This is a genomic window from Pseudomonas sp. FW306-02-D09B (assembly GCF_058782685.1).
The window spans coordinates 18,583-30,278 of the sequence record NZ_JBYSXY010000032.1; the positions used below are offsets into that span (position 1 = coordinate 18,583).

General features: G+C 59.8%; 11 protein-coding genes and 1 pseudogene. 7 read left to right on the forward strand and 5 right to left on the reverse strand.

From position 1 onward, the window contains the following. Nucleotides 1-135: 135 nt before the first annotated feature. Complete coding sequence (locus tag AC3WK5_RS28555) at nt 136-1,629, reverse strand: aldehyde dehydrogenase (protein ID WP_103314723.1); 1,494 nt, start codon at nt 1,627-1,629, stop codon at nt 136-138. A gap of 224 nt (nt 1,630-1,853) precedes the next feature. Between AC3WK5_RS28555 and AC3WK5_RS28560 the strand changes: the two genes are divergently transcribed. Further along, nucleotides 1,854-2,216 carry a cupin domain-containing protein gene (locus tag AC3WK5_RS28560; RefSeq protein ID WP_103314724.1) on the forward strand — a complete coding sequence of 121 codons (363 nt, stop codon included), beginning with the start codon at nt 1,854-1,856 and terminating at the stop codon, nt 2,214-2,216. 72 nt (nt 2,217-2,288) lie between these two features. On the opposite strand, the gene rpmG is transcribed toward AC3WK5_RS28560, so the two are convergent. Both rpmG and rpmB read right to left on the reverse strand, forming a co-directional pair. After that, nucleotides 2,289-2,444 (reverse strand): 50S ribosomal protein L33, encoded by a 156-nt coding sequence (gene rpmG, locus AC3WK5_RS28565; RefSeq protein WP_007894709.1) that lies wholly within the window; start codon nt 2,442-2,444, stop codon nt 2,289-2,291. Nucleotides 2,445-2,455: 11 nt separating this feature from the next. After that, nucleotides 2,456-2,689 (reverse strand): 50S ribosomal protein L28, encoded by a 234-nt coding sequence (rpmB, locus tag AC3WK5_RS28570; RefSeq protein ID WP_007894701.1) that lies wholly within the window; start codon nt 2,687-2,689, stop codon nt 2,456-2,458. A gap of 446 nt (nt 2,690-3,135) precedes the next feature. Between rpmB and AC3WK5_RS28575 the strand changes: the two genes are divergently transcribed. Then, complete coding sequence (locus tag AC3WK5_RS28575) at nt 3,136-4,722, forward strand: ABC transporter substrate-binding protein (RefSeq protein WP_054594644.1); 1,587 nt, start codon at nt 3,136-3,138, stop codon at nt 4,720-4,722. A gap of 7 nt (nt 4,723-4,729) precedes the next feature. Here AC3WK5_RS28575 and radC read toward each other — a convergent pair whose 3' ends face one another. Then, complete coding sequence (gene radC / locus AC3WK5_RS28580; protein WP_054594645.1) at nt 4,730-5,404, reverse strand: RadC family protein; 675 nt, start codon at nt 5,402-5,404, stop codon at nt 4,730-4,732. Between the two features lie 133 nt (nt 5,405-5,537). On the opposite strand from radC, the gene coaBC reads away from it, so the two are divergent. From coaBC to argB, 4 genes and pseudogenes are all read left to right on the forward strand, one after another. Continuing rightward, a complete protein-coding gene (gene coaBC, locus AC3WK5_RS28585) occupies nt 5,538-6,746 on the forward strand; it encodes a bifunctional phosphopantothenoylcysteine decarboxylase/phosphopantothenate--cysteine ligase CoaBC (RefSeq protein ID WP_103314725.1) in 1,209 nt (402 codons plus the stop codon). Between the two features lie 5 nt (nt 6,747-6,751). Further along, on the forward strand, nt 6,752-7,207 hold the full coding sequence (gene dut, locus AC3WK5_RS28590) for a dUTP diphosphatase (protein WP_103314726.1): 456 nt from the start codon (nt 6,752-6,754) through the stop codon (nt 7,205-7,207). Nucleotides 7,208-7,499: 292 nt separating this feature from the next. Further along, nucleotides 7,500-8,903: pseudogene (locus tag AC3WK5_RS28595) on the forward strand (phosphomannomutase/phosphoglucomutase); the annotation flags it as partial. Nucleotides 8,904-8,942: 39 nt separating this feature from the next. Further along, the gene (gene argB, locus AC3WK5_RS28600) at nt 8,943-9,848 is read left to right on the forward strand and encodes an acetylglutamate kinase (protein ID WP_054594649.1); all 906 of its coding nucleotides are present in this window, start codon (nt 8,943-8,945) and stop codon (nt 9,846-9,848) included. A 200-nt stretch (nt 9,849-10,048) separates the two neighbouring features. Here the strand turns inward: argB and pyrE are convergent, their stop codons facing one another. Then, a complete protein-coding gene (gene pyrE / locus AC3WK5_RS28605) occupies nt 10,049-10,693 on the reverse strand; it encodes an orotate phosphoribosyltransferase (RefSeq protein WP_054594650.1) in 645 nt (214 codons plus the stop codon). 82 nt (nt 10,694-10,775) lie between these two features. Between pyrE and crc the strand changes: the two genes are divergently transcribed. Next, a complete protein-coding gene (crc, locus tag AC3WK5_RS28610; protein ID WP_003176915.1) occupies nt 10,776-11,555 on the forward strand; it encodes a catabolite repression control protein Crc in 780 nt (259 codons plus the stop codon). Nucleotides 11,556-11,696: the final 141 nt, after the last annotated feature.

Consider the following 11,696-nt stretch of genomic DNA (forward strand, 5'->3'; position numbering starts at 1 on the left):
AGCGGGCTTGCTCGCGAAGAGGCCAGCACATTCAACATCAATGTTGACTGTTACACCGCCTTCGCGAGCAAGCCCGCTCCCACATTAGACCTGCGTTGTATCGAGCCCCGAATGTGATCCGAGCCCTCTACAGGTTTACAACTTGATCCAGGTCGCCTTCAGCTCGGTGTACTTGTCGAACGCGTGCAGAGACTTGTCGCGACCGTTGCCCGACTGTTTGAAACCACCAAACGGTGCGGTCATGTCGCCACCATCGTACTGATTGACCCACACGCTACCGGCCCGCAGGGCCTTGGCGGTCAGGTGGCCCTTGGAGATATCCGAGGTCCAGACTGCCGCGGCCAGGCCATATGGCGTGTCGTTGGCGATCCGGATCGCTTCCTCGACGCTGTCGAAGGTGATGACCGACAGCACCGGGCCAAAGATCTCTTCCTGAGCGATCTTCATGGCATTGCTCACGCCATCAAAAATCGTCGGTTCAACGTAGGTGCCACCGGTTTCCTGAAGAATCCGCTTGCCGCCCGCCACCAGTTTGGCGCCGTCGGAGTGCCCGGATTCGATGTAGGACAGCACGGTGTTCATCTGCTGCGTGTCGACCAGCGCGCCAACGTTGGTGGCCGGATCCAGCGGGTTGCCCGGCTTCCAGGTTTTCAGGGCCTCGATCACCAGCGGCAGGAATTTATCCTTGATCGAACGCTCGACCAGCAGACGCGAACCGGCGGTGCAGACCTCGCCCTGGTTGAACGCGATGGCACTGGCAGCGGACTCAGCCGCAGCTTGCAGGTCCGGCGCATCGGCAAACACGATGTTCGGGCTCTTGCCGCCAGCTTCCAGCCAGACGCGCTTCATGTTCGATTCGCCGGAATAAATCATCAGTTGCTTGGCGATCTTGGTGGAGCCGGTGAACACCAGCGTGTCGACGTCCATGTGCAGGGCCAACGCCTTGCCAACGGTGTGACCGTAACCTGGCAGCACGTTCAGCACGCCTTTCGGGATACCGGCTTCAACGGCCAGTGCCGCGATGCGGATGGCGGTCAGCGGGGACTTTTCGGACGGCTTGAGGATCACCGAGTTACCGGTGGACAGCGCCGGACCGAGTTTCCAGCAGGCCATCATCAGCGGGAAGTTCCACGGCACGATGGCACCCACCACACCCACTGGTTCACGGGTCACAAGACCCAGTTGGTCGTGCGGGGTGGCGGCCACTTCGTCGTAGATCTTGTCGATGGCTTCACCGCTCCAGCTCAGCGCTTGCGCCGCGCCCGGAACGTCGATGTACAGGGAATCACTGATCGGCTTGCCCATGTCCAGGGTTTCAAGCAGCGCCAGCTCTTCGGCATGCTGCTTGAGCAGACCGGCGAAACGAATCATGGTGGCTTTGCGCTTGGCTGGTGCCAGACGCGACCAGACGCCCGAGTTGAACGTGCTGCGAGCGTTTTCTACGGCGCGCTGGGCGTCGGCGGCATCACAGCTGGCGATCTTGCCCAGCAGGCGGCCATTGACGGGGCTGATGCAGTCGAACGTCTCACCGGAGACCGCTGCGGTGTATTCGCCATTGATGTAGGCACGGCCTTCGATCTTCAGGTCGCGGGCGCGTTGTTCCCAGTCGGCACGAGTCAAGGTAGTCATACGAGAGTCCTCCTCTTATTGAATACGAGCGCCACGCGATCTACGCAGGCACCTACAGGAATTCTGCCCGGCCAGTTTTCAATTCGGCCCAAGGCAACTGCCACCCTAAACCAGCGCCCCCTCATGTTTCAATATATTTGACACAAGGCTGGCAAACGGCCTTGCGATGTTCATTTTAATAAACATAGACTTTGATTTTCAGGCAATCACGGGGAATTACAAGAATGAGCATCCAGGACATTGTCGACTTCAGCCAGGCCACCACACCCGTCGAGCGCTACCGCCCGGACGCCGCAAAAGTGCTCAAGGGCGACCCCGAGCAAGCCGTCTACAACCACTACAGCAGCCCGTGCGGTCAGTTGAACGCGGGCGTCTGGGAAGGAGAAGTCGGGCAATGGACGGTGAACTTCACCGAACACGAATACTGCGAAATCGTGCAAGGAGTTTCGGTGCTGCGTGACCACGACGGCAATGCCAAGACCCTGCGGGCGGGCGATCGCTTTGTCATTCCGGCCGGTTTCCGCGGCACCTGGGAAGTGCTGGAACCGTGCCGCAAGATCTATGTGGCGTTTGAACAGAAGGCCTGAGGCTTTTCTGACCACAACAAAAAAGGCCCGTATCTTGCGATACGGGCCTTTTTCTCAAGAGGGAAAAATCAATTACTTGATTTTGCCTTCTTTGTAGATCACGTGCTTGCGAACAACCGGATCAAATTTCTTGATCTCGATTTTGTCCGGAGTAGTGCGCTTGTTCTTGTCGGTAGTGTAGAAGTGACCAGTACCAGCGCTCGAAATCAAACGAATCAATTCACGCATGATTAGCTCCCTTAGATCTTGCCAGCTTTGCGGATTTCGGCCAGCACGACAGTAATGCCACGCTTGTCGATGATACGCATGCCTTTGGCAGATACGCGCAGACGCACGAAACGTTTCTCTTCTTCAACCCAGAAGCGGTGATGCTGCAGGTTCGGCAGGAAACGACGACGGGTTTTGTTGTTTGCGTGGGAAATGTTATTCCCAGTCACCGGACCCTTACCGGTAACTTGACAGACTCTCGACATGCCTCAGCCCTCTAAAACCACATGCCCAACCCGGCATGGGTTGGCCGCTTAATCTCTCAGTCATTTGGCGCCAGGCGCCGCGTTTCTTTAAGGGTCTTACCGGCTACACCTACAGTGAAGGAACCGGGCCCCTAGAAAAGAGCGCTGCTTTATACCAGAAAGACTAGAGAGCAACAACAATCGGTGTGCATTGAATTAACAAAACCCCTATTTTTCGGGCTCCGAGCGCCTTGGACAAAGGCTGTCATCGATGGTGACCGCTCGTCGCAGAAAGTCGGCCAACAGGCCAATCCAGGGTTTTCCTTGGGCAGTACTCACCGAAAACAATCGCACATACTCCCCTTAAAATGAAAAAGGGGATAGTCATTTGTAAAAGAGCCCACTAGGGTAAGCCTTTTCCAGACTGCACTCGCAGATGGGCCTTCGATCTGCACAGGAATTCACACATGCGCCTCGCTGCCCTACCGTTGTTGCTCGCCCCACTCTTGCTGAGCCCATTGGCCCAGGCGGCCGCTTTAAGCGTCTGCACCGAGGCCAGCCCGGAAGGGTTCGATGTCGTTCAATACAACTCGCTGACCACCACCAACGCTTCGGCCGATGTGCTGATGAACCGCCTGGTGGACTTCGACACCACCAGTGGCAAAGTCGTCCCCAGCCTGGCTGACAGCTGGGAAGTGTCGGCTGATGGCCTGACCTATATCTTCAAGCTGCATCCACAGGTGAAGTTCCACCACACCGAGTACTTCACCCCGACCCGCGATCTGAACGCCGAAGACGTGAAGTTCAGCTTCGAGCGCATGCTCGACCCGGCCCACCCTTGGCACAAAGTCGCCCAAAGTGGCTTTCCTCACGCTCAATCGATGCAATTGCCTGCGCTGATCAAGAAAATCGACGCGCTGGACCCGCTGACTGTGCGCTTTACCCTGGACCACCCCGACTCGACCTTCCTTGTCACCCTGAGCATGGGGTTTGCCTCGATCTATTCGGCCGAGTATGCCGACCAGTTGCTCAAGGCCGGCACGCCCGAGAAACTCAACAGCCAGCCAATTGGCAGCGGCCCGTTCATCTTCGGGCGCTTCCAGAAAGATGCGTCGATTCGCTACAAGGCCAACCGCGACTACTTTGCCGGCAAACCGGCCGTGGACAGCCTGGTGTTCGCCATCACCCCGGACGCCAACGTGCGTTTGCAAAAGCTGCGGCGTAACGAGTGCCAGATCGCCCTGTCGCCCAAACCGCTGGACGTGCAGGCCGCCGCTCAGGACCCGACCCTGAAGATCGAGAGTACGCCGGCGTTCATGACCGCGTTCGTGGCCATCAACAGTCAGCATCCGCCACTGGATAAACCCGAAGTCCGCCAGGCGATCAACCTCGCCTTCGACAAGGCCAGCTACCTCAAGGCCGTTTTCGAAGACACCGCGCAGGCTGCCAACGGTCCGTACCCACCCAACACCTGGAGCTACGCCAAGGACTTGCCGGGCTATCCGAAAGACATCGCCAAGGCGCGCGCGCTGCTGGCCAAGGTCGGGCTCAAGGAGGGGTTTAAAACCACGATCTGGACCCGTCCTTCCGGCAGCCTGCTCAACCCGAACCCAAGCCTTGGCGCCCAGTTGCTGCAGGCGGACCTGGCCGAAGTCGGGATTCAGGCGGAAATCCGGGTGATTGAATGGGGCGAGCTGATTCGCCGCGCCAAGGCCGGCGAACACGACCTGCTGTTCATGGGCTGGTCCGGCGACAACGGTGACCCGGATAACTTCCTCACGCCACAGTTCTCCTGCGCGGCGGTCCAGTCCGGGACCAACTTCGCCCGCTACTGCGACCCGGCCCTGGATAAAGTTATCAGCGCCGGCAAGACCACCACCGAACAAGGCGTGCGCAGCAAGCTTTACGAACAGGCCCAGGCACAGATCCAGCAACAGGCGCTGTGGCTGCCACTGGCACACCCGACCGCCTACGCATTGACGCGCAAGGACGTTCAGGGCTACCAGGTCAGCCCGTTCGGCCGTCAGGATTACTCGAAAGTCAGCCTGAAATAACCCCGGACTACATCCATCCGTACTCGGCCATCGACAGCGGATCGCCATCGCCGACGATGAAATGGTCGAGTACCCGCACATCGATCAGGTCCAGCGCCTCTTGCAGGCGCCGGGTCAGCGCTCGATCCGCCTGACTGGGCTCGGCACTGCCTGACGGATGGTTGTGGCACAGGATCAACGCCGCGGCGTTGTGCGCCAGTGCACGCTTGACCACCTGACGTGGGTAGACACTGGCGCTGTCGATCGAGCCGCGAAACAGTATCTCGAACGCCAGCACCCGATGCCGGGAGTCCAGGAACAGACAGCCAAACACTTCATGCGGCTCATGGCGCAACATCGCCTTCAGGTAATTGCGCACCTCGATCGGGCTCTTGAGCACCGAGTCGCGACGCAAGCGTTCCGCCAAGTGCCGCCGCGCCATCTCCAGCACTGCCTGCAATTGGGCAAACTTTGCCGGCCCCAGCCCAAGCTGACTGCCGAACGTCTGCTGATCGGCTTCCAGTAACGTGCGCAGGCTGCCGAATTGATGCAACAGGTGTCGCGCCAGATCGACTGCGCTTTTGCCGGTCACCCCGGTGCGTAGAAAGATCGCCAGTAACTCGGCGTCCGAAAGGCTCGCCGAACCCTGCTCCAGAAGCTTCTCCCGCGGACGCTCTGCCGCCGGCCAATCGCGAATGCTCATAGCACCTCCATGTGTGTGGGCGCCGCTGTTCCGTTGCGGTCGCTGTGATATCGTAGTCCATCTTTTTTGCGGGCGATTTCACCCTGGGGAGGGGTTTCGCCACGTAGTCATCAATGAATTGAAAGGCAGGCCTATGCAGCGGCTGTATCGGAAACGCATCGTTCTCGGCGTCGGCGGCGGCATTGCCGCCTACAAGAGCGCCGAACTGGTTCGCCGACTCATCGACCAGGGCGCCGAAGTGCGCGTGGTCATGACCCGCGGCGGCAGCGAGTTCATCACCCCGCTGACCATGCAGGCACTCTCCGGGCACCCGGTCCACCTGGACCTGCTGGACCCGGCGGCCGAAGCTGCGATGGGCCACATCGAGCTGGCCAAATGGGCCGACCTGGTGCTGATCGCGCCGGCCACCGCCGATCTGATCGCGCGCCTGGCCCAAGGCATCGCCAATGACCTGCTGACCACCCTGGTACTGGCCACCGACGCCACCGTCGCGCTAGCCCCGGCGATGAACCAGGCCATGTGGCGCGACCCGGCTACCCAGGCCAACACCCAATTGCTCGAAAGCCGTGGCTTCAAGGTCTTCGGCCCGGCGTCCGGCAGCCAGGCCTGCGGCGACGTCGGCATGGGCCGCATGCTCGAAGCCGACGATCTGGCGCAATGCGCCGCCGACTGCTTCCAGCGTCAGGCGCTGACCGGCAAACACGTACTGATCACGGCCGGTCCGACCCAGGAAAACATCGACCCGGTGCGCTACATCACCAACCACAGCTCCGGAAAAATGGGCTTTGCCCTGGCCGAAGCCGCGGTTGAAGCCGGCGCCCGGGTGACCTTGATCACCGGCCCCGTGCACCTGCCAACCCCGGATCGCGTCACCCGGATCGACGTGGTCAGCGCCCGCGACATGCTCGCTGCCTGTGAAGCCGCGATCCCCTGCGACCTGTTCATCGCGTCTGCTGCGGTTGCGGACTATCGCCCGGAAGTCGTCGCCCCACAAAAACTCAAGAAAGACCCTACGAACGGCGACGGCTTGTTGCTACAAATGGTCCGCAACCCAGACATTCTGGCGACCATAGCCACACGCCCCGACCGTCCGTTCAGTGTTGGTTTCGCCGCCGAAACCGAACACCTGCTCGACTACGCTGCACGCAAGCTGAAAGACAAAAACCTCGACCTGATCGTCGCCAACGACGTGGCCAACCCGAGCATTGGCTTCAACAGCGAGGAAAACGCTTGCAGCGTGATCGACCGGGAGTTGCACGCAACACTCTTCGCCCAGACCAGCAAGGGCAAAATCGCCCGCCAGCTGATCACTTTTATCGCCGAACGTCTGAACCAGGTTTAACTCGCATGCACGCTTTACAAGCCAAAATCCTCGACCCACGCATTGGCCGCGAATTCCCGCTGCCGCAGTATGCCACGCCAGGCTCCGCCGGCCTCGACCTGCGGGCGATGCTGGAACAGGACACGGTCATCAAGCCGGGTGAAACCCTGCTGATCCCGACCGGCCTGTCGGTGTACATCGGCGACCCGGGCCTCGCCGCACTGATCCTGCCGCGCTCGGGCCTGGGCCATAAACACGGCATCGTGCTGGGCAATCTGGTCGGGCTGATCGACTCCGATTACCAAGGCCCGCTGATGGTCTCCTGCTGGAACCGCGGCCAGACCGACTTCAACATCGTGGTCGGCGAACGCCTTGCCCAACTGGTGCTGGTGCCAGTGGTTCAGGCGCACTTCGAGATGGTGGAAGAGTTCGTCGAAACCCAGCGCGGCACCGGTGGCTTCGGACACTCGGGCACCAATTGATACGATGGAGATCCTCTGTGGCGAGGGAGCTTGCTCCCGCTGGGCTGCGTAGCGGCCCCGAGACTTTGTGGGCGCTACTCACCCAAGCGGGAGCGAGCTCCCTCGCCACAATGTTTATGCTGTCTCACCTGTAAGGTTCACCGCGAGAATCAAGGCATGAGCCGGCTTTCATGAGTGTCATGGCCCTTTCGCACCACGAACTCTCTGCGGAAAACGCCGTCATAACTTCCAGTTTGAGCCTGCCGACGAATGATTCGCAGGCAGGTCCAGCCACTTTCGAGATGGAGCATTTCCACAGATGAGCACCCCAACCCGCGTCGCCCCCAAGTTCCCCGACAGCATTTTCCGCGCCTACGATATTCGTGGCACCGTTCCGGAATTTCTGAACGCTGAAACGGCTTACTGGCTCGGTCGCGCCATCGGTGCCCAAAGTCTGGCCCAGGATGAGCCGAATGTTTCTGTCGGCCGTGATGGTCGCCTTTCCGGCCCGGAGCTGGTGGAACAACTGATTCAGGGCCTGTACGACAGCGGCTGCCACGTCAGCGACGTCGGCCTGGTGCCAACCCCGGCGCTCTATTACGCGGCCAACGTGCTGGCCGGCAAGTCTGGCGTAATGCTCACCGGCAGCCACAACCCGTCGAACTACAACGGCTTCAAAATCGTCATTGCCGGCGACACCCTGGCCAACGAACAGATCCAGGCCCTGCATGACCGCCTGAAAACCAACAACCTGAGCAGCGGCAAGGGCAGCATCACCAAAGTCGAGATCCTCGACCGCTACAGCGCCGAAATCGTCCAGGACATCAAGCTGGCCCGACGCTTGAAAGTCGTGGTCGACTGCGGCAACGGTGCCGCCGGCGTTATCGCGCCTCAGTTGATCGAAGCGCTGAACTGCGAAGTCATCCCGCTGTTCTGCGACGTCGATGGCAACTTCCCGAATCACCACCCGGACCCGGGCAAGCCTGAAAACCTGGTGGACCTGATCGCCAAGGTCAAGGAAACCAACGCCGATCTGGGCCTGGCCTTCGACGGTGACGGCGACCGCGTCGGCGTGGTGACCAATACCGGCGACATCGTGTTCCCGGACCGCCTGCTGATGCTGTTCGCCAAGGACGTGGTTGCACGCAACCCGGACGCCGAGATCATCTTCGACGTCAAATGCACCCGTCGCCTGACACCGCTGATCAAGGAATATGGCGGTCGCCCGCTGATGTGGAAAACCGGTCATTCATTGATCAAGAAGAAGATGAAACAAACCGGCGCCCTGCTCGCAGGCGAAATGAGCGGGCACATCTTCTTCAAGGAGCGCTGGTTCGGTTTCGACGACGGTATTTACAGCGCCGCGCGGCTGCTGGAGATCCTCAGCAAGGAAAAATCCACTGCGCAAGAGTTGTTCGAGACCTTCCCGAACGATATTTCTACGCCAGAAATCAATATCCATGTGACCGAAGAGAGCAAATTCAGCATCATTGATGCACTGCACGATGCCCGTTGGGGTGAAGGCGCCGAATTGACCACCATCGACGGTGTGCGAGTCGACTATGCCGAAGGCTGGGGCCTGGTTCGCGCGTCCAACACCACACCGGTGCTGGTCCTGCGTTTCGAGGCCGATAACGACGCCGAACTGCAGCGCATCAAGGACGTGTTCCACACCCAACTGAAACGTGTTGCACCTGACCTCCAACTACCATTTTGATTTTTTGAAGCGCCTTTTATTGAAGTGCCGGAGCCCCGAATGACCATCGAACGCGAAGCCGCCGCCAACACCGCCAAGGTCCTGTCCGAAGCGCTGCCTTACATTCGCCGCTATGTCGGCAAGACCCTGGTGATCAAATACGGCGGCAACGCGATGGAAAGCGAGGAGCTGAAAACCGGCTTCGCCCGCGACATCGTGCTGATGAAGGCTGTGGGCATCAACCCGGTGGTGGTTCACGGCGGCGGCCCGCAAATCGGCGACCTGCTCAAGCGTCTGTCGATCGAAAGCCACTTCATCGACGGCATGCGCGTCACTGATGCCCAGACCATGGACGTGGTGGAAATGGTCCTCGGTGGCCAGGTGAACAAAGACATCGTCAACCTGATCAACCGCCACGGCGGCAGCGCCATCGGCCTGACAGGCAAAGACGCCGAGCTGATTCGCGCGAAGAAGCTCACCGTGACCCGCCAGACACCGGAGATGACCCAGCCGGAAATCATCGACATCGGCCAGGTGGGCGAAGTGGTCGGGATCAACACCGACCTGCTGAACCTGCTGGTCAAAGGCGACTTCATCCCGGTGATCGCGCCAATCGGTGTCGGTGCCAATGGCGAGTCGTACAACATCAACGCCGACCTGGTAGCCGGCAAGGTCGCTGAAGCACTGAAAGCTGAAAAGCTGATGCTGCTGACCAACATTGCCGGCCTGATGGACAAATCCGGCACGGTCCTGACCGGCCTGAGCACCCAGCAGGTCGACGAACTGATCGCCGACGGCACCATCTACGGTGGCATGCTGCCGAAGATCCGTTGCGCGCTGGAAGCCGTACAGGGCGGCGTCGGCAGCTCGCTGATCATCGATGGCCGGGTGCCGAATGCGATTCTGCTGGAAATCTTCACCGACACCGGTGTGGGCACCTTGATCAGTAATCGCAAGCGTCCATAAGCAACACAAACAAAAAGACCCCGCTCAGCCTGGCTGAGCGGGGTCTTTTTTTGCCTGCGATCTCAATAGGACAGCATTTTGTGGCGAGGGAGCTTGCTCCCGCTTGAGTGCGCAGCGCTCACAAAATCCTTGGGTCTGCTACGCAGCCCAGCGGGAGCAAGCTCCCTCGCCACACAAGCTCGCCCCCATAAGCGTTGTGGTTAGACGCCGAATTGCGCGCGGTAGGCTTCTACCGCTGGCAAATGCTGCTTGAGCTGCGGATCGTCAGCGAGGAATTCCAGCACCTGATTCAGCGAAACAATGCTGATCACCGGGATACCGAAGTCACGCTCCACTTCCTGGATTGCCGACAATTCACCGTTGCCACGCTCCTGACGGTTCAGCGCGATCAGCACGCCGGCCGCCTTGGCGCCTTCCTGGGAAGCGATGATCTGCATCACTTCACGGATTGCGGTACCGGCGGTGATCACGTCGTCGATGATCAGCACGTCGCCGGTCAATGGCGCGCCGACCAGGCTGCCGCCTTCGCCGTGGGCCTTGGCCTCCTTGCGATTGAAGCACCATGGCAGATCGCGGTCATGGTGCTCGGCCAATGCCACGGCGGTGGTCGCCGCCAAAGGAATGCCTTTGTACGCTGGGCCAAACAGCACGTCGAACGCGATGCCGCTCTCGACGATGGCTGCCGCGTAGAAACGACCCAGCTGCGCCAGCGCAGAGCCCGAGTTGAAAAGGCCGGCATTGAAGAAGTAAGGACTGGTACGCCCGGACTTCAGGGTGAACTCACCGAAGCGCAAAACGCCGCGATCGATGGCAAAACGAATGAAGTCGCGCTGATACGCTTGCATGAAAAAAACCCCAAATACCACGGATTTAGCTAATTAGGTAGACGCCGTGTATCATACACGCACGCGATTTTTGGGGCCATTTATGCGGATCATCAGTGTGAACGTCAATGGTATTCAGGCTGCAGTCGAGCGTGGTTTGCTCAGTTGGCTGCAGGCACAGAATGCCGACGTCATCTGCCTGCAGGACACCCGCGCCTCCGCCTTTGAACTGGACGATCCAGCCTTCCAACTGGATGGCTACTTCCTTTATGCCTGCGATGCCGAAGTTCCCGCCCAAGGTGGCGTGGCTTTGTACTCGCGGTTGCAACCGAAGGCTGTCATCAGCGGTCTCGGCTTTGAGACGGCCGACCGCTACGGGCGCTACCTGCAAGCCGATTTCGACAAGGTCAGCATCGCGACCTTGCTGCTCCCTTCGGGGCAGAACGGCGATGAAGACTTGAACCAGAAGTTCAAGCTAATGGACGATTTCGCCCGTTATCTGGATAAACAGCGGCGCAAACGTCGCGAGTACATTTATTGTGGCTCGCTGTACGTGGCGCAACAGAAGCTGGATATCAAGAACTGGCGCGACAGCCAGCAATCCCCGGGTTTCCTGGCGCCAGAGCGTGCCTGGATGGACGAGATTGTCGGCAACATGGGGTATGTCGATGCCCTGCGCGAAGTCAGCCGTGAAGGCGATCAGTACAGCTGGTGGCCAGACAACGAACAGGCTGAAATGCTCAACCTGGGCTGGCGTTTCGACTACCAGCTGCTGACCCCGGGCCTGCGCCGCTTTGTCCGCAGCGCTCGCTTGCCACGTCAGCCGCGGTTCTCGCAACACGCGCCGTTGATCGTGGACTACGACTGGACGCTGACGATCTAAGCGTCTTTTCGCAGTTGCAAAAAAGCCGACAGAGATGTCGGCTTTTTTGTGTCCACTGATTTCTAGTGTGGGAGCGGGCTTGCTCGCGAAAGCGGTGTGTCAGTCACCATCAGTATTGCCTATTCCACCGCTTTCGCGAGC